Origin of the sequence: Kitasatospora sp. NPDC057965 (genome assembly GCF_042887135.1) — a bacterium.
Taxonomy (GTDB): domain Bacteria; phylum Actinomycetota; class Actinomycetes; order Streptomycetales; family Streptomycetaceae; genus Kitasatospora.
Window position 1 is genome coordinate 402,786 of record NZ_JBHVPZ010000003.1, and the last position, 22,157, is coordinate 424,942.

The following is a 22,157-nucleotide window of genomic DNA, read 5'->3' on the forward strand; positions in this document are numbered from 1 at the left end:
GTTGGCTAGCGCTCAGATAAGCTGCTAGCTTCTGTCCTATTTTGTCCTGCAGTCTGATCTACTACCCGGTGACGTTACCCGAGGGGTGACCGCACTCCGAGTACCGCCGTTCCGACGCGCACATGTGTCGCTCCGGCGGCAATGGCCTGCTCAAGGTCACCGCTCATCCCTGCCGACACCATGGTGGCAGCCGGATGGGCGGTCCGTACGGCGCTTGCGATTTCCGCCAGCCGATCGAAGGCCGCCGCCGGGTCGCCGGCCAGCGGACCGGCCAGCGGAGCGACGGTCATCACACCGTCCAGACGCAGCCCGGGCGTGTCGGCGATCGCGTCGGCCAGCGCCGCGACGTCCGCCGGGGCGACGCCGGCGCGGTGCTCGCCCTCGCCGTGCTCCTTGTCGAGCGCGATCTGCACCAGGCAGCCGAGATCGGCGCGCCCGGCCTTGCGGACCGCCGCGCCGAGCGACTCCACCAGCCGCGGCCGGTCCACCGAGTGGACGTGGTCGGAGTAGCGGACGACCGAGCGGACCTTGTTGGTCTGCAGCTGGCCGACGAAGTGCCAGGCCAGCGGAAGGTTTCTGCACTGCTCCGCCTTGGGCGCGGCGTCCTGGTCGCGGTTCTCCGCGACGTCGGTGACGCCCAGACCGGCCAGCAGCGCGGTGTCCTCGGCGGGATAGGTCTTGGTGACCACGATCAGCCGGACCTCGTCACGGGCCCGTCCGGCGGCGGCGCAGGCGTCGGCGATCCGGCGCTCGACGACCTCCAGGTTGGTGCCCAGTTCCTCGTACCGGGCGCGCTGACCCTCCGTCAGCGCGTCCAGCCAGTCCTTGTCCGGAAACCGGTCGGAACCGCTCGGGAACGGTCCGTAGATGTCGTTCGTCATCAGTGTTCAGAGCCCAACCAGACGTAGCTCGCGAGCCGGCCCGTGCGCTGCTCGCGGCGGTAGGAGTAATGATCGGCGGATTCGAGGGTGCAGACCGATGATCGCACCAGCTCGGTGACACCCACGGCGGCCAGCTGGGCCGCGACTCCCTCCGGCACGTCCAGCGCCGGGGTCCCCCAGGAGGTCTGCGCGTACGCGGCCGGCACCCGGTCGGCGACCTCGGCGCGCAACTGCGCGGGCACCTCGTAGCAGCGGCCGCAGACGGCCGGGCCGGTGGCGGCGACGATCCGCCCGGGCTCGGCGCCGAGCTCCACCATCGCCCGGACCACCGCCGGGACCACCCCGGCGGCGAGGCCGGGCCGTCCGGCGTGGGCGGCGCCCGCCACACCCGCGACCGGGTCGGCCAGCAGCACCGGAGTGCAGTCGGCGGTGAGCACCGCCAGCGCCAGCGGCCGGTCGGTGACCACGGCGTCGACGGCCGGGGCCTGCCCGGCCGGCTGCCGCTCCGTCACCACGGCCACCTCGGCCCCGTGCACCTGGTTCATCCAGACCACGTCGGCCGGGTCGAGGCCGAGCGCGCGGGCCGCGATCGCCCGGTTCTCCCGGACGGCCACCGGGTCGTCCCCCACCGCGCCGCCGAGGTTCAGCTCCCCGTACGGCGAAGTGCTCACCCCGCCCCACCGGGTGGTGAAGGCGAAGTGAGCACCGTCGCGGACCGCGTGGTCGATCACTTAAGGAAGTCCGGAACGTCGAGCTCCTCGGCCGGGCTCTCCACGAACGGCTGGCGGGCCGGCTGCACCTGCGGCGGCACCGGGGCGGCGGTCGCGGTGGCCGGGGCCTCGGTCGGACGGGCCGGGGCGGCGCCCTCGCCCTCCGGACGGGAGGTCACCGAGCCGATGCCGCCGTACGACGGCCGGCCGGCCGGCCGCTCGGGGGCGCTGCCGCCGGACGCCGAGGAGGACGACGAGCCGGCCGTGGCCGCGCTCGCCTTGACCACCGGCTCGCGGACGATGGCCGGCGGCTGACCGCCGTCGAAGCCGGCCGCGATGACGGTGACCCGGACCTCGTCGCCGAGGGCGTCGTCGATGACGGCACCGAAGATGATGTTGGCCTCGGGGTGGGCCGCCTCGCTGACCAGCTGGGCGGACTCGTTGATCTCGAACAGACCGAGGTCGGATCCGCCGGAGATCGAGAGCAGCACACCGCGGGCGCCATCGATCGAGGCCTCCAGCAGCGGCGAGGAGATCGCCATCACGGCGGCGGCCTTGGCGCGGTCCTCGCCGCGGGCCGAGCCGATGCCCATGAGCGCCGAGCCGGCGTCCGACATGACGGACTTGACGTCGGCGAAGTCGAGGTTGATCAGACCCGGGGTGGTGATCAGGTCGGTGATGCCCTGGACACCGGAGAGCAGGACCTGGTCGGCCGAGCGGAACGCGTCCAGAACGCTGACCTGGCGGTCCGAAATGGACAGCAGCCGGTCGTTGGGGATCACGATGAGGGTGTCGACCTCTTCGCGCAGGGAGGCGATGCCGTCCTCGGCCTGGTTGGCGCGGCGCCGGCCCTCGAAGGTGAACGGGCGGGTGACCACGCCGATGGTGAGCGCGCCCAGCGAGCGGGCGATGTTGGCGACGACCGGTGCGCCGCCCGTGCCGGTGCCGCCGCCCTCACCGGCGGTGACGAAGACCATGTCGGCCCCCTTGAGGACCTCCTCGATCTCCTCGCGGTGGTCCTCGGCGGCCTTGCGGCCGACCTCGGGGTTGGCGCCGGCGCCGAGGCCCCGGGTGAGTTCACGGCCCACATCGAGCTTGACGTCGGCGTCGCTCATGAGGAGGGCCTGCGCATCGGTGTTGATCGCGATGAACTCGACGCCCTTGAGACCGACCTCGATCATCCGGTTGATGGCGTTGACACCACCGCCGCCGATACCGACGACCTTGATGACTGCGAGGTAGTTCTGCGGTGCTGCCACGTCGAAGGCCTCTCGCCTCGAATTTCCGGGTCGGCCCGATACCCGGTGGGGCCGAACCGACGGATGTCGATGGGTAGGGAGCCTGGTTTCTGACGTAATGTCCGAAATGCCGACCGCCGACCCCAACCCTAAACTTGACCTTTAGGGTTAGTGCTGTGCCTCTGTCACATCACCAGGAAACACAGTCTGGTGACACAGGACACTAGGTGGCTCCTGGCACGCGTTTCAACGAACACGCCGAGCTTCCCTTTTTCTTTTGAGCCTATGTGATCATCGACCGCCGGATGAAACCGGGGTGACCACCAAGGTTCGGGCCGACGCGAAACCGCGTCAAGCCCACCTTGTCGTAGAAAACCTACCGGATCATCACGACACCGCAGGCGAGTCCGGGGCGCTCACGTCGAAGTTCGTACCCTTCTGATTCAGCAGCGCCACCAGCACCCGGGCTTTTCGATCGGTCTGCTCGGAGCTCCCCCAGCGCACCGTCGCTCCCCCGTCGAGCTGCAACTGGATGTCGTCGTACGAGTGCACCAGCACGACCCCGGCCCGCTGCCGGACGTCCGCCGGCAGGCCGGCGGCCACCGCCACCGCGCCCTGCACCAGCTGCCCCCGGCCGATCACCGACTCCACGTCGAGGGCCTGCTGGCTGAGCTTCAGCTCCACCACCGGCACCCCCTCCGGGGCGGCCGGCTCGGTGGCGAAGCTCACGCCGCCGGCGTCGACCTGGGTGAACTGGCCGTCCTCGCCCTTGACGGCGGCGACCGCCGTGCGCTGGGTGACCTTCACCCGCAGGGTGTTCGGCCAGCCCCGCCAGACCTCCGCCTTCGCCACCCGGGGGATCGCCTCCACCCGTCGCCGGGCGTCGTCGAGGTCCACCCGGGCCAGCGGGCCGGAACCGACACCGCCGATCGCCGAGCGGACCTCGTCGGCCGTCAGCCGGTCGTCCCGCATCCCCTGCACGGAGACCGAGCGCACCTCCAGCACCGAGGAGAAGAACACCAGCCAGGACAGGACGCCCAGGAGTACCGCGGTCAGACCGCCCAGCACCAGCGCCCCCCGCCGGGAGAGCCGGAGCCGAGGAGCGTACTCCTCGGCCTCGAACTCCTCGTCGAGGGGATCGGCGAGCCGGGCGTCAGCCACGACGGCGGCCGCCCCGGGCGGCCTCGATGGCCTCGTAGACCATGCCGACCAGCAGCTCGTCGGCGTCCCGGCGGCCGAACTCGGCGGCGGCCCGGCTCATGTCCCAGAGCCGCTGCGGGTCGGTGAGCACCGGCAGCACGTTCTGCAGCACCCAGTCCGGGCTCAGCTCGGCGTCGTCGACCAGCAGGCCGCCGCCGGCCTTGACCATCGGCTGGGCGTTCAGCCGCTGCTCGCCGTTGCCGATCGGCAGCGGCACGAAGGCGGCGGGCAGACCGACCGCGGCCAGCTCGGCCACCGTCATGGCGCCGGCGCGGCAGAGCATCATGTCGGCCGCGGCGTAGGCGAGGTCCATCCGGTCCAGGTACGGCACCGGGCGGTACGGCGGCATCCCGGGGATCTCGTCCACCTGCGGCAGCTCGTTCTTCGGGCCGACCGCGTGCAGGATCTGCACCCCGTACTGCTGGAGCCGGGGGGCGATCGCGGTGATCGTCTCGTTCAGCCGGCGGGCGCCCTGCGAGCCGCCGGTGACCAGCAGGGTGGGCAGCCGCTGGTCGAGGCCGAAGTAGTGCCGGGCGTCCGGGCGCGCGGCGCCCCGGTCCAGGGTCGCGATGGTGCGGCGCAGCGGGATGCCGATGTACCGGGAGTCGCGCAGCTTGCTGTCCGGCGTGGAGACGGCGACGAAGTCGCTGTACCGGGCGCCGATCTTGTTGGCCAGGCCGGGCCGGGCGTTGGCCTCGTGCACCACGATCGGCACACCGGCCCGCTTGGCGGCCAGGTAGGCGGGCATCGCGACGTAGCCGCCGAAGCCGACCACGGCGTCCGCCTTGACCCGCTCGATGATCTCCTGGGCGGCCCGGACGGTGCCGCGCAGCCGGCCCGGGACGGTGATCAGCTCGGGGGTGGGCTTGCGGGGCAGCGGGACGGCCGGGATCAGCTCCAGCTGGTAGCCGCGCTCGGGCACCAGTCGGGTCTCCAGGCCGCGCTCGGTGCCGAGGGCGGTGATCCCGATGGACGGGTCGTGCCTGCGGAGGGCGTCCGCGAGGGCCATGGCCGGCTCGATGTGACCGGCGGTCCCCCCGCCGGCGAGTACGACATGCACCGAAATTCACCGCTCCCTGCGTGCCGGCCCGCTGGCCGGGCGCGCTGTGGTTCGTCGTCGTGGCAGCACCCGGGCCAGCTGCTTCCTGATCCGGGAGTTCTTGCTCCGGGCGGCCAGGGCCGCCTTCGCTCCCGAGCTGCTGCGTGCCAGGCAGAGCAGCACCCCGATCGCGGACATGGCCGACAGCATGGCGGAACCGCCGTAGGAGAACAGCGGGAGCGGGACGCCCGCGATGGGCAGCAGTCCCAGCGCCGACCCCAGGTTGATCACGGCCTGCGCCATGATCCAGGTGGTGGCGGCTCCCGCGGCGTACCTGACGAAGGGATCCTTCGTGCCGATGGCCACACGGATACCCGCGTAGCCTAGTGCCGCGAAGAGACCGATCACCGACAGCGTCCCCACCAGACCGAGTTCCTCGCCCGTGGTGGCGAAGATGAAGTCGGTGTGCGCCTCCGGGAGCTGGCCCCACTTCTCCACGCCGGCGCCGAGGCCGGAGCCGAACAGACCGCCAAGGCCGAACGAGTACACGCCGTGCAGGGCCTGGAAGCAGGTGCCTGCGGCGTCGAGCTTGGTCACGCCGATGCAGGAGAGCCGCTCGGCCCGGTGCGGGACGGTGACCACCAGGGCGGTGCAGACCACCACGGCCACGCCGAGGGTGGCCACGAACAGCCGCAGCGGCGCGCCGACCATCCACAGCAGGCCGAACAGCATCGCGACCAGGATCATCGAGGTGCCCATGTCGCCGCCGAGCATGATCAGCGCGAGCAGCAGCAGGGCGCCGGGCACCAGCGGGACCAGCAGGTGCTTCCACTGGTCGAGCGTGCCGGTCTTCTGCTTGCGGGCCAGCAGGTCGGCGCCCCAGAGCACCAGGGCCAGCTTGGCGAACTCCGACGGCTGGAACTGGAACACGCCGAAATCCAGCCAGTTCCGGTTGCCGTTGACCTCCATGCCGATGCCCGGGATCGCGACCAGCACCAGGGCGCCGATCACGATGAGCATCACCGGGTAGACGATCACCCGCAGCACGGCCACCGGCACCAGGGCGAAGCCGAGCAGCAGCACGAGGCCGAGCACCACCGCGAGCAGCTGCTTGAAGAAGTAGAACTGGGTGGAGCGGTGCTGGCCCAGCGCCAGGATCTGGGAGGCCGAGAAGACCATCATCAGCCCCAGCACGACCAGCAGCAGCGCCGTTCCGGCGATCAGCAGGTAGGGGGTGAGCGGCCGGTCCAGGGCGTACCGCACGCGGCCCCGGAAGGCCTGCAGACGGGCGACCGGACCGGCCGACTTGTAGGCGGTGGTGGTGGCCGAGATCACCCGCAGGGACTCGGCCGGGCCGCCTCTCTCCGGCGTGCTCGAACCACCCGCCCTGCCCTGCCCGGCCACACCGCTCCCCTTTTCGTGCTTCAGGGCCGGAGCCCGTCCATGTCCGCTACCGGTCCGCCAGCTCCCGCACGGCCGCGGCGAACAGGTCGCCGCGCTCGCCGTAGTTGGTGAACATGTCCATCGAGGCGCAGGCCGGGGCCAGCAGTACCGTGTCACCCGTTCGGGCGAGCGACGCGGCCGCGCGGACCACCTCGGTCATCGCCACCGCGCCAGTCTGGCCCTCGGCCGCCTCGATCACCGGGACATCCGGGGCGTGTCGCGCCAGCGCCTCGCGGATCAGCGCGCGGTCCTCGCCGATCAGCACGGCGGCCCGCAGCCGCTCGGCCGCGCCCCCGACCAGCTCGTCGAAGGTCGCGCCCTTGGCCAGGCCGCCGGCGATCCAGACGACCGGCCGGTACGCGGCGAGCGAGGCCGCGGCGGCGTGGGTGTTGGTCGCCTTGGAGTCGTCGACGTACGTGACGCCGTCGACCACCGCGACCTCGGCGATCCGGTGCGCGTCCGGGCGGAAGGCCCGCAGGCCCTCCCGGACGGCCTTCGGCTCCACGCCGTAGGCGCGGGCCAGCGCGGCGGCCGCCAGGGCGTTGGTGATGTTGTGCGGGGCCGGCGGCCTGACGTCCTCGACCGAGCCCAGCTCGGCGGCGTTCTTGGCCCGGTCGGCCACGAACGCGCGGTCCACCAGCAGGCCGTCGACCACGCCGAGGTTCGACGGGCCGGGCGCGCCGAGGCCGAAGCCGATCGCCCGGCAGCCCTCCTCGACGTCGGCCTCGCGGACCAGCGCCTCGGTGGCCGGGTCGGCCAGGTTGTACACGCAGGCGACGACGTTGCCCTCGTAGATCCGGCCCTTGTCGGCGGCGTACGCCTCCATCGAGCCGTGCCAGTCGAGGTGGTCGGGCGCCAGGTTGAGCACGGCGGCCGCGTACGGGCGCAGCGAGGGCGCCCAGTGCAGCTGGTAGCTGGAGAGTTCGACGGCGAGCACGTCGTACGGCTCCTCGGCGAGCACCGCGTCCAGCACCGAGACCCCGACGTTGCCGACGGCGGCGGTGCGCCGGCCGGCGGCGGTGAGGATCGAGGCGAGCATCTGGACGGTGGTGGTCTTGCCGTTGGTGCCGGTGACGGCCAGCCAGGGGGCCGGCTCGCCGGTGGCGGGCAGCGGCCGGCGCAGGCGCCAGGCCAGCTCGACGTCGCCCCAGACCTCGACGCCGGCCTCGGCGGCGGCGGCGAACAGCGGGCTGCTCGGCGGCCAGCCGGGCGAGGTGACGACCAGTCGGGTGCCCTCGGGCAGGGTGGCGCCGTCGCCGAGGCGGACGGTGACGCCCAGCGCCTCCAGCTCGGCGGCGCGGGCCCGCAGGCCCTCGCCGGAGCCGCCGTCCACGACGGTGACCTCGGCGCCGAGGCCGCGCAGGACGCGGGCGGCGCTGATGCCGGAGACGCCGAGCCCGGCGACGGCGACCCGGAGTCCGGCCCAGTCGGGGCCGGTCGGTGCGGGGGCGGTCATCCGGTCACCCATCCCGCGTAGAAGAGGCCGAGGCCGACGGCCACGCACAGGCCCTGGATGATCCAGAACCGGACCACGACCAGGACCTCGCTCCAGCCCTTGAGTTCGAAGTGGTGCTGCAGCGGGGCCATCTTGAAGACGCGCTTGCCGGTCATCCGGAACGAGCCGACCTGGATGATCACCGAGAGGGTGATGATCACGAAGAGGCCGCCCAGCAGGACGAGCAGGATCTCGGTGCGCGAGCAGATCGCCAGACCGGCCAGCGCGCCGCCGAGGGCCAGCGAGCCGGTGTCGCCCATGAAGATCTTGGCGGGCGAGGTGTTCCACCAGAGGAAGCCGAAGCAGGAGCCCATCAGGGCGGCCGCGACCACCGCGAGGTCCAGCGGGTCGCGGACGTCGTAGCAGTTGGAGGTGGCCGAGGCCACGTAGGCGCAGCTCTGGCCGTACTCCCAGACACCGATGAAGGTGTAGGCGCCGAAGGCCATCACCGAGGCACCGGTGGCCAGGCCGTCCAGACCGTCCGTCAGGTTGACGCCGTTGGAGGTGGCGGCGATCAGGAAGTACGCGAAGATGACGAACAGCACCGGGCCGATCGCCCACTCGAAGTCCCGGACGAAGGACAGGTGCTCGGAGGCCGGGCGACGGCCGGCGTTGTCGGGGAACTGCAGAGCCAGGACCGCGAAGGCCAGGCCGACGATGGACTGGCCGGCCAGCTTGGCCTTGGCCCGCAGGCCCAGGGAGCGGCGCTTGACGACCTTGATGTAGTCGTCGAGGAAGCCCACCAGGCCCAGACCGGTGGTCAGGAACAGCACCAGCAGCCCGGAGGCGGTCGGGCTCTCGCCCGTTATCGCCTTGGTCGCGAAGTAGGCCACCAGGGTCGCCAGGATGAAGGCGATGCCGCCCATGGTGGGCGTGCCCTTCTTGCTGTGGTGCGCCTTGGGGCCGTCGTCGCGGATGTACTGGCCGTAGCCCTGCCGGGCCAGCAGCTTGATCAGCGCGGGGGTACCGGCCAGCGACAGGATCAGGCCGATCATGCCGGAGAAGAGGATCTGCTTCATTACTCGGCCGCACCGTCCGCGAGGAGGGCCTCGGCCACCTTCTCCAGCCCCACCGAACGGGAGGCCTTCACCAGCACCACATCCCCCGGCCGCAGCTGACTGCGCAGCAGCTCGACCGCCGCGTCCGCGTCGGACACCAGCACCGACTCCTCACCCCACGAACCTTCGTTCCTCGCGCCCAGTTCCATGCAGGCCGCCTCGCGTCCGCCGACCGCCACCAGCTTGGTGACGTCCAGCCGGACGGCGAGCCGCCCGATGGCGTCGTGCTCGGCCAGGCTGTCCTCGCCGAGCTCCCGCATCTCGCCGAGCACCGCCCAGGTGCGACGGCGCTCCGGGCCGCGACCCCCCATCGAGATGAGCGCCCGCAGCGCGGCCCGCATCGAGTCGGGGTTCGCGTTGTAGGCGTCGTTGACGACGGTGACACCATCGGCCCGGTCGACGACCTCCATGCGCCAGCGGGACAGCGCACCCGCCTGGCTCAGCGCTTCGGCGGTGTCGTCGACGGTCATCCCGAGCTCCATCGCCACCGCGGCGGCGGCGAGGGCGTTCGAGACGTGGTGCTCACCGTACAGGCGCAGCTGCACCGGTGCGGAACCGGCCGGGGTGCTCAGCGTGAAGGATGGACGTCCGGTGGAGTCCAGGCGAACGTCCTGTGCCCGAACGTCGGCCTGCGCGGACTCGCCGAAGTAGACCACCTTGGCCTTGGTGCGCGCGGCCATGGCGCGCACCAGCCGGTCGTCCGCGTTGAGGATCGCCGCGCCGTCGGCCGGCAGGGCCTCGACGAGTTCGCCCTTGGCCTCGGCGATCGCCTCCTGGGAGCCGAACTCGCCGACGTGCGCGGTGCCGACGTTGAGCACCAGGCCGATCCGCGGCGGGGTGATCGAGGTGAGGTACTCGATGTCGCCCTTGTGCCGGGCGCCCATCTCCAGCACCAGGTGCCGGGTGGCGTCCTCGACCCGCAGGGCGGTCATCGGGTGGCCGATCTCGTTGTTGAGCGAGCCGGGCGGGTAGACGGTGTCGCCCAGGCGCTGGAGCAGCTGGGCGATCAGGTCCTTGGTGCTGGTCTTGCCGGCCGAGCCGGTCAGCGCGACCACGGCGGCGTCGGAGCGGCCCACGACGGTGCGGGCCAGCTTGCCGAGCGCGTCCACCACGCTGTCGACCAGCACGGCGGGCACGCCGACCGGGCGGGAGGCCAGCACCGCGACGGCGCCGGCCTCGACGGCGGTGACCGCGTAGTCGTGGCCGTCCACGTGCTCGCCGACGAAGGCCGCGAACAGGCCGCCGGGGCGGACCTTGCGGGAGTCGACCTCGACCGGGGCGGTCACCAGGGCGTCGGGGTCGGCGCCGGCCAGGGTTCCCCCGACTGCGGCGGCCACCTCGGCGAGGGTCAGTGCGATCACGGCTGCTCTACTCCTCCGGTGCCCCGGGCGGCCGTGGTCCGCGCGATGGATTCGCGCAGCACCTCCCGGTCGTCGAAGGGGCGGATCTCGTCTCGTACGTACTGGCCGAGCTCGTGGCCCTTGCCGGCCACCAGCACCGTGTCGCCGGCCTGGGCACGGGCGACCGCCAGCTCGATCGCCTCGGCGCGGTCGGGCACGACCAGGACGGCGCCGCGCTCGGCCTCGGGCACCGCGGCGGCGCCGTTCAGCATGGTGGCGAGGATCGTCAGCGGGTCCTCGCTGCGCGGGTTGTCGCTGGTCAGCAGGGCGGTGTCGGCCAGCCGGGCGGCGATGCCGCCCATCGGGGCCCGCTTGTGCGGGTCGCGGTCGCCGCCGCAGCCGATCACCACGTGCAGCCGGCCCTTGGTGACCTCACGCAGCGAGCCGAGGACGGCCTCCAGGGCGTCCGGCTTGTGCGCGTAGTCGACCACCGCGACGTACGGCTGGCCGGCGTCCACCCGCTCCAGCCGGCCGGGGACGCCGGGGACGGCGGCGACGCCGGCCACCGCCCGCTCCAGCGGGATCCCGGCGGTGGCGAGCACGGCGATCGCGGCCAGCGCGTTGGCGACGTTGAACGGGCCGGGCAGCGGGACGGAGGCGTCCGCCTCGGCGCCGCCGGGGCCCAGCACCCGGAAGGTCGAGCCGATCGGGCCGAGCTGGACGTCCACCGCGCGCCAGTCCGCCTCCGGGGCCCCGGTGGCGGAGAAGGTGGCGACCGGGATCTTCGCCTCGGCGGCGAGCCGGCGGCCGTAGGCGTCGTCCACGTTGACCACTCCGGCGCGGGACTTGCCGGGCTGGAAGAGCCGGGCCTTCGCCTGGAAGTAGTCCTCCATGTCCGGGTGGAAGTCGAGGTGCTCGGGAGTGAGGTTGTTGAACAGCGCGACGTCGTAGGACACGCCGTCGGTGCGGCCGTAGACCAGGGCGTGGCTGGAGACCTCCATGGTCACCGCGTCCGCGCCGCGCTCGCCCATCACGGCGAGGATCGCGTGCAGGTCGGTGGCCTCGGGGGTGGTGCGCTCGCTCTTGATCCGCTCGTCGCCGACCCGCATCTCGACGGTGCCGATCACCCCGGGGTGGCGGTCGGCGCCGCGCAGGCCGCCCTCGACCAGGTAGGAGGTGGTGGTCTTGCCGTTGGTGCCGGTGAGCCCGATCATCAGCAGCCGCTCGGAGGGCCGGTCGTAGACCGCGGCCGCGAGCTCGCCCATCCGGGCCCGGGGCCGGTCGACGACCAGCAGCGGCAGGCCGGTGCCCGCCGCCAGCTCGGCGCCGGCCGGGTCGGTGAGCACCGCGACCGCGCCGGCCTCGGCGGCCTGCCCGGCGAAGGAGGCGCCGTGGTGGTTGGCGCCGGGGAACGCCACGTACACGTCGCCGGGGCGGACCTCGCGGGCGTTGTGGGTGACGCCGGTGACCTCGGGCCCCTCGACGGGGTCCAGGCCCAGCAGGCGGGCGACCTCGGCGAGCGGCCGGGCGCCGGTCCGGGCGGGGCGGGGCGGGCTCACGGTGATTTGATCGGGTTTCGGCACGGCGGAGAGGCTATCCGCCGAAGGGCGTCCAGGGCCAAACCGGCCCTTTTCCGCACCGGCGGCCGCACCCGCCAGGTTGTTGCTCATGGTCGATCACGGCTTCCACTCGACGGGCAGGTTGGGCGCCTCGCTGCCGCTCGGCGGGACCTGGAGGGTCTTGAGGGTGAACTCCATCACCTGCTTGAACACCGGGCCGCACAGCTGGCCGCCGAAGTGGCCGTTGACCGGGTCCTGGATCACGCAGGAGACGGTGACCCGGGGCTGGTCGGCCGGGGCGAAGCCGATGAAGGAAGCGGTGTACCCGCGGTAGCCGCCGGCCTTCGGGTCCACCCGGTTGGCGGTGCCGGTCTTGCCGGCGACCCGGTAGCCCGGGATCGCGGCCCTGCCGCCGGTGCCCTGCTCGTCGGAGACGACCGACTCCAGCATCTCGGTGAGGGTCTTGGCGGTCTGCTCGCTGACCACCCGGGACTGCTCCGAGGCCGGGGCCGCGCTGTACTTGCCGTCCGGCGCGGTGGTGCCCTGGACGACGCTGGGCGCCACCCGGACCCCGCCGTTGGCGATGGTCGAGAAGACCGAGGTCGCCTGCAGCGCGTTGACCGACAGGCCCTGGCCGAACGGGATGGTGTACTGCTTGGACGCCTTCCAGTCCTCCGGCTTGTCGAGCAGCCCGGCGGTCTCGCCGGGGAAGCCGAGGCCGGTCTGCTGGCCGATGCCGAACTTCCGCAGGTAGTCGTAGAGCACCCGGTTGGCCTCGGGCTGGGTGTCGCCGAGGGTCTGGGCGGCCTCGATGGTGCCGATGTTGGAGGACTTGGCGAGCACGCCGGCCAGGGTGAGGTACCAGGTGTCGTGCTCGATGTCGTCCTTGAACGCGACGTCGCCGCGGACCAGCGGGTACGGCACGGTGACCTTGGTGTCCCAGGTGGCCTTGCCGGTGTCCAGGACGGCCGCCATGGTCATCAGCTTGGCGGTGGAGCCGGGCTCGTAGGCGTCCTGCAGGGCGGCGTTGCCGAGCTGCGAGTTCTTGGCGGTGCTCAGGTCGTTCGGGTTGAAGCCGGGCGAGGTGGCCATCGCCAGCACCTGGCCGTTCCGCACGTCCTGGACGATCACGTAGCCCTTCTCCGCCCCGGCGTTGGTGACCTGGTCGGTGATGGCCCGCTGGGCGGCCCACTGGATGTCGCGGTTGATGGTCAGCCGCAGGTCGGTGCCGGGCACGGCGGGGTCCAGCGAGCCGCCCGCGGTCGGCACCAGGCGGCCGCCGGCCTGGGCGTAGCTGCTGTGGCCGTCCTTGCCGGCCAGCAGCTTCTGGTACTGCTGCTCCAGCCCGCCAGCGCCCTCGCCCTCGGCGTTGACGAAGCCGACCAGGTTGGCGGCCAGCCCGTCGGACGGGTAGACCCGCTTCTGGGTGTCCCGGTTGAAGACGCCGGCCAGCGGGTTGACGCACTCGTTGTCCAGCCGGGTGCGGCCGCCCTCCTCGGCGGGCTTGTTCAGCAGCCGCTTCTGCGCCTGGCAGGCGCGCGATCCCGCCTGCTTCTCCAGACCGGACTTGAGGTCGCTGATCTGGTTCTTGACGTCCGGGCTCTGCTGGGCGGCGAGCCGCTTGTAGCGGGTCTTGGGGGTGTGCAGGTCGGCCGCGATCTTCTCCTTGGGCACGCCGAGGATCGGCGCCAGCAGCGCGGCGGCCTGCTCGGGGGCGTCGGGCAGACCGGTCGCCTCGGGGGTGAACATCGCCGGGTCGGCGGTGATGTCGTAGGCGTCGACGGTGGTGGCCAGCGACACCCCGTCGGAGGACGTTATCGAGCCCCGTTCGGCGGTGATCGGGATGTTCAGGTAGCGGTTGGTGTTGGCGTCGGCGGCCAGCGCGTCGGAGTCCAGCAGCTGCAGCTGGACCAGCCGTCCGGCGAAGATCGAGAACACCACCGAGAGCACGATGGTGATCACCCGCAGCCGGCGGCGCGGGTCGGCCAGCCGGATGCCGCGGGAGGCGGGGCGACGGGTCGGCGGGCGGCGCTGGGGGCGCGGCCGGGGTGCCGGGGGGCGCCCGTCGGAGCGGCGCTGCTGGGGCGCGCGCGCCGGGCGCGGACGGCCGGGCTGCTCCTTGGCGGCCGACGGCTTGGCGGGCTGGGCCTTGGGACTCTGCGCCTTGGGACTCTGCGCCTTGGGGGTCTGGGCGCGGCCGGCGGACTGCCCGCGCGGGGCGGCCGGACGCGGCGCGGCGCCCTTGACGGGGCGGCGACCGCCCGCGCCGGCGCCACCGGAGGGCTGGCGGGGTGTGCTCATCGGCCGGTACCCCCGCCCGCGTGCGGCGACGGCTGCGCCGTGCCCGGGTTGACCTGGACGGTGACGTCGCCGCCCGACACCGGGCCGGTCGGCGACGCGGCGGCGGTGGACGGCGGCGGCGGGGCGGCCGGGGTGGTCCCGCCCGCGGTCGGCTGGGCGGTCGGCTGGCCGGTCGGCTGCGCACTCGGCTGAGCGGTCGGCTGGGTGCCCGGCGCGGGCTGCTTCGCGGGCCACGGTTCCGCGGTGGACCGTTTCACCGGAGGGCTGTCCTGGGCCGCCTTGGGCGTGCCGACCACGGCGCCGCCGTTCGGCAGGTCGAGGAAGGCCATCCCGCCACCCGGCACCATGCCCAGCTCGCCGGCCCGGCGGGCCAGCGCGTCCGGAGCGGAGTTCTGGTCGATCTGGCGCTGCAGCCCCTGCTGCTCGTCGGTCAGCACGGTGGTCTGCCGCTGCAGCCGGGACAGCTCGAAGGAGCCCTCGTTGAGCGCGGTGTTCAGCGCCAGCAGCCCGAGCAGCCCGGCTCCGAGCAGCACCACCACCAGCACGGCGAACGGTGTCCGCCCCCGTACCGGCCGCCCCGGACGCACGGTGATCCGCGCCCTGCCGCTCTGCCCGGGGAGCAAACGACTCCCCGCCCCGCCTCCGGCCACCGGCCCCACCACTGTTGTTCCTCCGCCCTTCGGACCGCCCCGGTGCCGGTCAGCGCCGGGTGCTTCGGTCCCTGATCCTCTCCGCCACCCGCAGCCGCACGGGCGCGGCGCGCCGGTTCTCCTCGATCTCCTCCTCCGTGGCCAGTTCGGCACCGCGAGTGATCAGCTTCAGCCAGGGCTGGTGCTCCTCGGGTACGAACGGCAGCCCCGGCGGGGCGGTACTGGTCGCACCGGCCGCGAAGTACTGCTTGACCAGACGGTCCTCCAGCGACTGGTAGGACATCACGACGATCCGCCCGCCGAGCGCCAGCACGTCCAGCGCTCCGGGGATCGCCCGGTCGAGGACCTCCAGTTCGCCGTTGACCTCGATCCGCAGCGCCTGGAAGGTCCGCTTGGCCGGGTTCCCGCCGGTGCGGCGGGTGGCGGCCGGGATGGCGTTGCGCACCAGATCGACCAGACGCGCGCTGGTGGTGAACGGTTCCTTCTCACGCTCCCGGACGATGACCGAGGCGATCTTGCCGGCGAACCGCTCCTCGCCGTAGAACTTGAGGATCCGGGCCAGCTCGCCGTGGCTGTAGGTGTTCAGCACCTCGGCCGCGCTGATCCCCCGGGTCTGGTCCATCCGCATGTCCAGCGGCGCGTCCTGGGCGTAGGCGAAGCCGCGGTCGGCCTCGTCCAGCTGCATCGAGGAGACCCCGAGGTCGAACAGGACGCCGTCGATCCTGGGGACGCCCAGGCGCTCCAGCACCTCGGGGATCTCGTCGTAGACGGCGTGCACCAGGGTGGCCCGGTCGCCGAAGCGGGCCAGCCGCTCGCCGGAGAGCTTGAGCGCCGCCGGGTCGCGGTCCACCGCGATCAGCCGGACGTCCGGGAACTGGGTGAGCAGGGCCTCGCTGTGGCCGCCGAGGCCCAGGGTGGCGTCCACCACCACCGCGCCGGGCCGGGAGATCGCCGGGGCCAGCGCGTCCATGCACCGCTGCAGCATCACCGGGACGTGCTTGGGTGCCGGATCGTTGGTGGTCATGCGCTGTGGCGCCCTTCCTCGGTGCGAAAGCCGCCCGACGTCCGGGGAGCTCCGACCATTCTCTCCCACCACGCCGCGCAGCCGTCCCGCGGGCCGGGCCGCGCGACCCGTGGTCCCCGCCCGCTCCTGGGGAAGGTCGTGACCGCCCGGCGCCGGGGAAGGTGCGCCAGGTGGCACGGAGAGCGGGTGGAGGCCACGGGCCGCGTCGGTCACCGCACGGCCGGAAAGGCCCGGTTGACGGGCCCCGGCGGGTGTGCTCCACTGCGCCGCAACTCTATCGCGCACGCCCCGTCAGTCAATGGCCCGCTCCGGCGCACCACCCGGGCGGCGGAAAGGATCACCGCAGGTCGCGACGGTGCTCGTGGCACATGCCAGAGGCCCGGCGGGGCACCCGGACGGCCGATCGCCCATCACTCCCGCATTGTGGAAACGCCTTCGGCCACAGGCGTCCGCTCTGTCGCAAACAGCCCCACCGCGAGCGGATGAATCGCACTAACGTCTTCCCCATGACAGTGACTCCCGACCGGCCCACGCCGACCGCCGCTGCCGACCCCACCCCGACCATCATCGACCGCTTCGTCGCCGCCAACCGCGAGTACGCGCTGACCTTCCGCGACGGCGGCATGGACGCCCGCCCGGTGCAGAGGATCGCCGTGGTCGCGTGCATGGACGCCCGTCTCGACCTCTTCGCCGCACTCGGCCTCGAACTCGGCGACGCCCACGTCATCCGCAACGCGGGCGGCGTGGTCACCGACGACACCATCCGCTCCCTGACCATCAGCCAGCGCGCCCTGGGCACCCGCTCGATCGCGCTGATCCACCACACCGGCTGCGGCCTGCTCGGCCTCACCGAGGACTTCCGCCGCGAGCTGGAGGCCGAGGTCGGCCAGCGCCCGCAGTGGGCCGTCGAGGCCTTCGTCGACCTGGACGGCGACGTCCGGCAGTCGATGCAGCGGGTGCGCACCTCGCCCTTCCTGCTCCACACCGACGACGTGCGCGGATTCGTCTTCGACGTCCACACCGGTCTGCTGCGCGAGATCGACTGATCTCCCGCCCCGCCGAACGGCCCGGCCGAGCAGCCCGCCCGAGCGGCCCGGCCGACGCCGTCCGGGCGCGCCGGGCACCCGCGGTGCCCCTTCCGACCTGGGCAGCCCTTCCAAGTGGTGACTTCTGACCTCCCCAGGGGGGAGAATGCGCCTGCCGGTCTGACCTCGAACCACCTGGGGCGGCCAGCCGCAGGCCGTACCCCGGCACCGGCTCCCGCACACGGAACCGCTCCCGGAGGGGCCGCGTCCAGCATGGGGTGGGGCCGGGCTCGGACGGAGCCGGTCGTGGTGTGCCAGGGAGCGAACGGGTGACGAGCTACAGCGATCAGGCCGGTCTCGACGGTCGTGCGGGGAGCGACCAGGGCGCAGCCGGGTACGGCCCGGTCGGCCTGTCGGAACTCGCCGCCGTCGTCGACCGGGTCCGGGCCAACATCGAGAGCGTGATCGAGGGCAAGCCGGAGGCCGTGCGGATCGCCCTGACCGTGCTGCTCGCCGAGGGCCATCTGCTGCTGGAGGACGTTCCCGGCGTCGGCAAGACCATGCTGGCCAAGGCGCTCGCCCGGTCCGTCGACTGCACCGTGCGGCGCATCCAGTTCACCCCGGACCTGCTGCCCTCGGACGTCACCGGCACCAACATCTTCGACCAGCAGCAGCGCGACTTCGAGTTCCGCCCCGGCGCGATCTTCGCCCAGATCGTGGTCGGCGACGAGATCAACCGGGCCTCGCCCAAGACCCAGTCCGCGCTGCTGGAGTCGATGGAGGAGCGCCAGGTCACCATCGACGGCACCAGCTACGTGCTGCCCTCGCCGTTCATGGTGGTCGCCACCCAGAACCCGGTCGAGATGGAGGGTACCTACCCCCTCCCGGAGGCCCAGCGGGACCGCTTCATGGCCCGGATCTCGATGGGCTACCCCAGCCCCGAGGCCGAGTTCGCCATGCTCGACGTGCACGCCGGCGCCAGCCCGCTGGACGACCTGCAGCCGGTCGCGCACGCCGCCGACATCCTCAAGCTGGTCGAGCTGGTCCGCGCCGTGCACGTCGCCGACCCGGTCCGCCGCTACGTCGTCGACCTGGTCGCCGCCACCCGCAGCAGCCACGAGCTGCGGCTGGGCGCCTCGCCGCGCGCCACCCTGCACCTGGTCCGGGCCGCCCGCGCCGCCGCCGCCCTGGACGGCCGCGACTACGTCACCCCGGACGACGTGCAGCGCCTCGCCGTCCCGGTGCTCGCCCACCGTCTGATGCCCACCGCCGAGACCCAGCTCAGCCGCCGCACCGCCGAACAGATCGTCACCGACCTGGTCGCCCGCCTGCCGCTGCCGCGCCCGCAGCAGGGCGGCACGGCCGTCCGGAGGGGCTGAGGTGGGCCCGTCCGACGAACCGTCGGGCCTGCGCGCCGGCCTGCGCGGCCTCACCACCCGCGGCCGCTCCTTCCTCGCCGCCGGACTGACCGCGGTGGTCTGCGCCTACCTGCTCGGCCAGGACGCGCTGCTGCGCGTCGGCGTGCTGCTCGCCGTGCTGCCGCTGGCCGCCGCGCTGCTGCTGGCCAACACCCGCTACCGGGTCGCCAGCGGCCGCCGGCTCTCCCCGCGCCGGGCGGTGGCCGGTCAGGAGGCCCGGGTGCACCTGCGGGTGGACAACGTCTCACGGGTCCCCACCGGTCTGCTGCTGCTGGAGGACAAGGTCCCGTACGTGCTCGGGCCGCGCCCGCGGTTCGTCCTGGACCGGGTCGAGCCGCGCGGCCACCGCGAGGTCTCCTACCGGGTCCGCTCCGACCTGCGCGGGCGCTACCCGCTCGGCCCGCTCCAGCTGCGGCTCTCCGACCCGTTCGGGATGTGCGAGCTGAACCGCTCCTTCGCCGCCTCCGACGTGCTCACCGTCGTCCCGCAGGTGCTGGCGCTGCCGCACGTGCGGCTCAGCGGCGAATGGGCCGGGCAGGGCGACAGCCACACCCGCTCCCTCGCGCTGGCCGGCGACGACGACGTCATCCTGCGCGAGTACCGGGCCGGCGACGACCTGCGCCGGGTGCACTGGAAGTCCACCGCCCGCTACGGCGAACTGATGGTCCGGCGCGAGGAGCAGCCCCGCCGGGCCCGCGCCACCGTGCTGCTGGACACCCGCGAGATCGCCCACCGGGGCAGCGGCCCGGCCTCCTCCTTCGAATGGGCCGTGAGCTGCGCCGCCTCCGTCGCCGCGCACCTGCTGGAGCGCGGCTACCAGACCCGCCTGCTCACCGACACCGGCCACGCCGTCCCCGGCCTCGGCGTGGACGGCGGGCACGGCGCCGCCGACACCTCCGGCGTCATCCTGGACGCGCTCGCCGTCGTCGACCTCTCCGACGGGGCCGGGCTCTCCCGCGCCGAGGACCCGCTGCGGGCCGGCGGCGAGGGCCTGCTGGTGGCCGTCCTCGGCGAGCTCGACGAGGAGCAGACCGCCCGGCTCGCCCGGCTGCGCAGCCGCACCGGCGGCGCCGTCGTCTTCCTGCTCGACACCGGCACCTGGGCCGGCCTGCGCATGCTCGCCCCGGACACCGGCGGCGAGGAGTTCCGCGACCGGGCCCGCCGACTGCGCGAGGCCGGCTGGACGGTGCTCACCGTCCGCGCCGGCGACTCCGTCCCCGAGCTGTGGCGGGCCGCCGAGGGGACCGAGTCGCCCTCCCCCTACCGAGAAGAGGCCGGCGCGTGACCACCCGGGCCAAACTGACCGTGTACTCGGCGCTGGCCACCCTCCTGGCCGCGCTCTGCCTGACCCCGCTGCTGACCAGCAGGGGCTGGATCGGCCACGCCCTGCTCGTGGTGACGGTGGTCGCGGCCGTCGGCGCCGGGCTGCGGCGCACGCCGTTCTACCGGTGGACCGTCCCGGTCGGCCAGCTGCTGGCGCTCTTCGTCATGCTGCTGCTCGGCTTCGCCTCCTCCTCGGCGGTCTTCGGCGGCGTCGTGCCGGGCACCGAGTCGGTCCGCGCCCTCGGCCGGGTCCTCGGCCAGGGGTTCGCCGACGTCCGCGACTACGCCATCCCCGCCCCGCCCAATCCGGGCCTGCGGCTGATCCTGGTCGCCTCGGTCGGTCTGATCGCCGTCGCCGTGGACACCGTCGCGGTCACCTACCGCCGCTCGGCCCTGGCCGGACTGCCGCTGCTCGCGCTCTACTCGGTCGGCAACGGCCTGGCCGGCGGCCAGGGCAGCTGGCTCTGGTTCGCCACCGCCGCCACCGGCTACCTGGTGCTGCTCTTCGCCGAGGGCCAGGACCGGGTCTCCCGCTGGGGCCGGGTCTTCCGCGGCGCCGAACGCGGCGAGGGCGGCAACGGCCTCGGCGCGCTCGGCCAGAACGGCCGCCAGGTCGGCGTGGTGGCCCTCGTGCTCGCCCTGCTGCTGCCCGCCTTCCTGCCGCGCTGGAGCACCGGACTGCTGCACACCGGCCCCGCCGCGGCCTCCGGCCGGCACGGCGGCGCGGGCGGCGTGAGCAGCCTCGACCCGATGGTCGCGCTGACCGGGTCGCTGCCCAACCCGCGCAACGTCGAGCTGTTCACGTACTCGACGGAGAGCCCGTCCGCCGGCTCCACCTACCTGCGCACCGGCGCGCTGGACGCCTTCGACGGCACCGCCTGGAAGCGCGGTTCCTCGGACACCGAGCCGTTCACCGGCGTCCTGCCCGCCCCCGAGGGGCTGGGATCGGTCGACGTGCCCGAGGCCAAGACCGAGGTCATGATCGGCAACCGGCTGGAGGACGCCTGGCTGCCGCTGCCCTACCCGGCACGGAACGTCAACCTGCGCGACAACTCCGCCTGGCAGCTCGACCGGGTCACCGCCAGCGTGCTCCCCGCCAAGGAGAAGGCGATCAAGGGCCTCAAGTACACGGCCACCGGGATGGACGTCCAGCCCACCGCCTCCAGCCTGCGCAGCGCGCCCAAGGCACCCGAGCGGATCACCCGGCAGTACCTGGCCGTGCCCTCCGACCTGCCCGAGGTGGTCCGGCAGACGGCGGCCAACATCACCAAGAACGCGCCGACCCCGTACGACAAGATGGACGCCCTGCGCACCTGGTTCACCGGGCCGGACTTCACCTACGACACCACCATCAAGCCCGACAACGGCGGCGACGCGATGGCGGACTTCCTGGCCCGCCGGCGCGGCTACTGCGTCCACTTCGCCTCCACCATGGCGGTGATGGCCCGCACCCTGGGCGTCCCCGCCCGGGTCGCGCTCGGCTTCACCCCCGGCAACACCAAGGGCGGCAACGTCTACTCGGTGACCGACGCGATGTACCACGCCTGGCCCGAGCTCTACTTCGAGGGCTACGGCTGGCTGCGCTTCGAGCCCACCCCGAACCGCGGCGTCCAGCCCGACTACTCGGACCCGATCTCCTCCCCGGCCACCCAGCCGACCACCGCGCCCGCCCCGCAGCCGCAGGCCACCACGCCGGTTCCGCTGCCGTCCACCAGCGCCGACTGCGACGCGAAGCTGCGCCGCACCGGCGACTGCGGCGACCGCAGCGACCACGCGGCCGGCGCCGGCGGGCAGTCCGTCTGGCCCTCCGGGAAGACGCTGGCCGCCCTGGCCGTCGCCGTGCTGCTGCTGGTGCTGCTGCTCACCCCGATGGTCTGGCGCGCGCTGCTGCGCCGGCGCCGGCTCGGCACCGCCGGGCGTCGGCACCCCGGCGGACCGGGTCCCGGCGGGCTCACCGACGCGCAGGTGCTGGCCGCCTGGGACGAACTGATCGACTCCGCCTGGGACCTCGGCATCCCGCCGGACGAGTCGCGCACTCCGCGTGCCGCCGTCCGCCGGATCACCGAGACCGGCGAGCTGGACGAGGCCTCGGCGGCCGCCGCGGGCCGGGTGGCGCTGGCCACCGAGCGGGTGCTCTACGCCCGGTCCGCGCAGGTCGGCGAGCCGCTGGCGGCGGACGTCCGGACCGCCCGGGACGGCCTGCGGGCGCGGCTCGGACGGCGGGAGCGGATCAGGGCGCTGCTGCTGCCGCCGTCCTCCGCCCAGCTGCGGTGGCGGATCTCGGACGCGCTGCTGACCGCCCGGCTGGGGGTCGGCGCGCGGCTGGCGCGGGCGGCCGGGGCGGTCACCGGCCCGGTCCGCCGGGTGCTGGGCCGGCGCCGGTCGCGCCGCGGGGGCGGCGGCAAGGAGTCCTGACGGCGTACGGACGTGACGAGGGCGGGCAGTCGTTCGAC

The 22,157-nt window shown here is 73.4% G+C and carries 17 protein-coding genes; 4 read left to right on the forward strand and 13 right to left on the reverse strand.

Going from position 1 to position 22,157, the window contains the following annotated elements; genetic code table 11:
• Positions 1–74: 74 nt before the first annotated feature.
• The 13 genes from ACFVVU_RS05710 to rsmH form a co-directional block, all read right to left on the reverse strand.
• Positions 75–881 (reverse strand): YggS family pyridoxal phosphate-dependent enzyme, encoded by an 807-nt coding sequence (locus ACFVVU_RS05710; RefSeq protein ID WP_380681277.1) that lies wholly within the window; start codon positions 879–881, stop codon positions 75–77.
• Positions 881–1,612: a peptidoglycan editing factor PgeF gene (gene pgeF / locus ACFVVU_RS05715; protein WP_380681275.1), complete on the reverse strand. Its 732-nt coding sequence runs from the start codon at positions 1,610–1,612 to the stop codon at positions 881–883. Before pgeF ends, ACFVVU_RS05710 begins: the two co-directional genes overlap by 1 nt.
• Positions 1,609–2,850, reverse strand: coding sequence for a cell division protein FtsZ (gene ftsZ / locus ACFVVU_RS05720; RefSeq protein ID WP_380681273.1), 1,242 nt, complete (start codon positions 2,848–2,850; stop codon positions 1,609–1,611). The genes pgeF and ftsZ overlap by 4 nt, the downstream gene beginning before the upstream one ends.
• A 366-nt stretch (positions 2,851–3,216) precedes the next feature.
• Positions 3,217–3,990 (reverse strand): cell division protein FtsQ/DivIB, encoded by a 774-nt coding sequence (locus ACFVVU_RS05725; RefSeq protein ID WP_387788494.1) that lies wholly within the window; start codon positions 3,988–3,990, stop codon positions 3,217–3,219.
• Positions 3,983–5,089, reverse strand: coding sequence for an undecaprenyldiphospho-muramoylpentapeptide beta-N-acetylglucosaminyltransferase (murG, locus tag ACFVVU_RS05730; RefSeq protein WP_355361699.1), 1,107 nt, complete (start codon positions 5,087–5,089; stop codon positions 3,983–3,985). Before murG ends, ACFVVU_RS05725 begins: the two co-directional genes overlap by 8 nt.
• Before the next feature lie 6 nt (positions 5,090–5,095).
• Complete coding sequence (ftsW, locus tag ACFVVU_RS05735) at positions 5,096–6,472, reverse strand: putative lipid II flippase FtsW (RefSeq protein WP_380681269.1); 1,377 nt, start codon at positions 6,470–6,472, stop codon at positions 5,096–5,098.
• 46 nt (positions 6,473–6,518) lie between these two features.
• Positions 6,519–7,967 (reverse strand): UDP-N-acetylmuramoyl-L-alanine--D-glutamate ligase, encoded by a 1,449-nt coding sequence (murD, locus tag ACFVVU_RS05740; RefSeq protein ID WP_387788495.1) that lies wholly within the window; start codon positions 7,965–7,967, stop codon positions 6,519–6,521.
• Positions 7,964–9,025: a phospho-N-acetylmuramoyl-pentapeptide-transferase gene (gene mraY, locus ACFVVU_RS05745; protein ID WP_350544130.1), complete on the reverse strand. Its 1,062-nt coding sequence runs from the start codon at positions 9,023–9,025 to the stop codon at positions 7,964–7,966. The genes murD and mraY overlap by 4 nt, the downstream gene beginning before the upstream one ends.
• Positions 9,025–10,425: a UDP-N-acetylmuramoyl-tripeptide--D-alanyl-D-alanine ligase gene (gene murF, locus ACFVVU_RS05750; RefSeq protein ID WP_387788496.1), complete on the reverse strand. Its 1,401-nt coding sequence runs from the start codon at positions 10,423–10,425 to the stop codon at positions 9,025–9,027. Before murF ends, mraY begins: the two co-directional genes overlap by 1 nt.
• On the reverse strand, positions 10,422–12,074 hold the full coding sequence (locus ACFVVU_RS05755; protein ID WP_387788497.1) for a UDP-N-acetylmuramoyl-L-alanyl-D-glutamate--2,6-diaminopimelate ligase: 1,653 nt from the start codon (positions 12,072–12,074) through the stop codon (positions 10,422–10,424). The genes murF and ACFVVU_RS05755 overlap by 4 nt, the downstream gene beginning before the upstream one ends.
• A gap of 6 nt (positions 12,075–12,080) precedes the next feature.
• Positions 12,081–14,264: a penicillin-binding transpeptidase domain-containing protein gene (locus tag ACFVVU_RS05760; RefSeq protein WP_387788498.1), complete on the reverse strand. Its 2,184-nt coding sequence runs from the start codon at positions 14,262–14,264 to the stop codon at positions 12,081–12,083.
• Entirely contained in the window at positions 14,261–14,809 is a 549-nt protein-coding gene (locus ACFVVU_RS05765; RefSeq protein ID WP_387788499.1) for a hypothetical protein, read from the reverse strand. The genes ACFVVU_RS05760 and ACFVVU_RS05765 overlap by 4 nt, the downstream gene beginning before the upstream one ends.
• A 154-nt stretch (positions 14,810–14,963) precedes the next feature.
• Positions 14,964–15,938 carry a 16S rRNA (cytosine(1402)-N(4))-methyltransferase RsmH gene (gene rsmH, locus ACFVVU_RS05770; protein ID WP_380681253.1) on the reverse strand — a complete coding sequence of 325 codons (975 nt, stop codon included), beginning with the start codon at positions 15,936–15,938 and terminating at the stop codon, positions 14,964–14,966.
• A gap of 506 nt (positions 15,939–16,444) precedes the next feature.
• On the opposite strand from rsmH, the gene ACFVVU_RS05775 reads away from it, so the two are divergent.
• From ACFVVU_RS05775 to ACFVVU_RS05790, 4 genes are all read left to right on the forward strand, one after another.
• The gene (locus tag ACFVVU_RS05775) at positions 16,445–16,984 is read left to right on the forward strand and encodes a carbonic anhydrase (protein WP_355361712.1); all 540 of its coding nucleotides are present in this window, start codon (positions 16,445–16,447) and stop codon (positions 16,982–16,984) included.
• A gap of 308 nt (positions 16,985–17,292) precedes the next feature.
• Positions 17,293–18,342 carry an AAA family ATPase gene (locus tag ACFVVU_RS05780; protein ID WP_380681249.1) on the forward strand — a complete coding sequence of 350 codons (1,050 nt, stop codon included), beginning with the start codon at positions 17,293–17,295 and terminating at the stop codon, positions 18,340–18,342.
• Between the two features lies 1 nt (position 18,343).
• Complete coding sequence (locus tag ACFVVU_RS05785) at positions 18,344–19,666, forward strand: DUF58 domain-containing protein (RefSeq protein WP_387788500.1); 1,323 nt, start codon at positions 18,344–18,346, stop codon at positions 19,664–19,666.
• Entirely contained in the window at positions 19,663–22,119 is a 2,457-nt protein-coding gene (locus tag ACFVVU_RS05790; protein ID WP_380681244.1) for a transglutaminaseTgpA domain-containing protein, read from the forward strand. Before ACFVVU_RS05785 ends, ACFVVU_RS05790 begins: the two co-directional genes overlap by 4 nt.
• Positions 22,120–22,157 lie beyond the last annotated feature (38 nt).

Excerpts from the sequence above, each read along its gene's own strand:
- ACFVVU_RS05710 (WP_380681277.1), bottom strand. The coding sequence starts at position 881 with ATGACGAACGACATCTACGGACCGTTCCCGAGCGGTTCCGACCGGTTT.
- murD (WP_387788495.1), bottom strand. The coding sequence starts at position 7,967 with ATGACCGCCCCCGCACCGACCGGCCCCGACTGGGCCGGACTCCGGGTC.
- mraY (WP_350544130.1), bottom strand. The coding sequence starts at position 9,025 with ATGAAGCAGATCCTCTTCTCCGGCATGATCGGCCTGATCCTGTCGCTG.
- ACFVVU_RS05755 (WP_387788497.1), bottom strand. The coding sequence starts at position 12,074 with ATGAGCAACAACCTGGCGGGTGCGGCCGCCGGTGCGGAAAAGGGCCGG.
- ACFVVU_RS05760 (WP_387788498.1), bottom strand. The coding sequence starts at position 14,264 with ATGAGCACACCCCGCCAGCCCTCCGGTGGCGCCGGCGCGGGCGGTCGC.
- rsmH (WP_380681253.1), bottom strand. The coding sequence starts at position 15,938 with ATGACCACCAACGATCCGGCACCCAAGCACGTCCCGGTGATGCTGCAG.
- ACFVVU_RS05775 (WP_355361712.1), top strand. The coding sequence starts at position 16,445 with ATGACAGTGACTCCCGACCGGCCCACGCCGACCGCCGCTGCCGACCCC.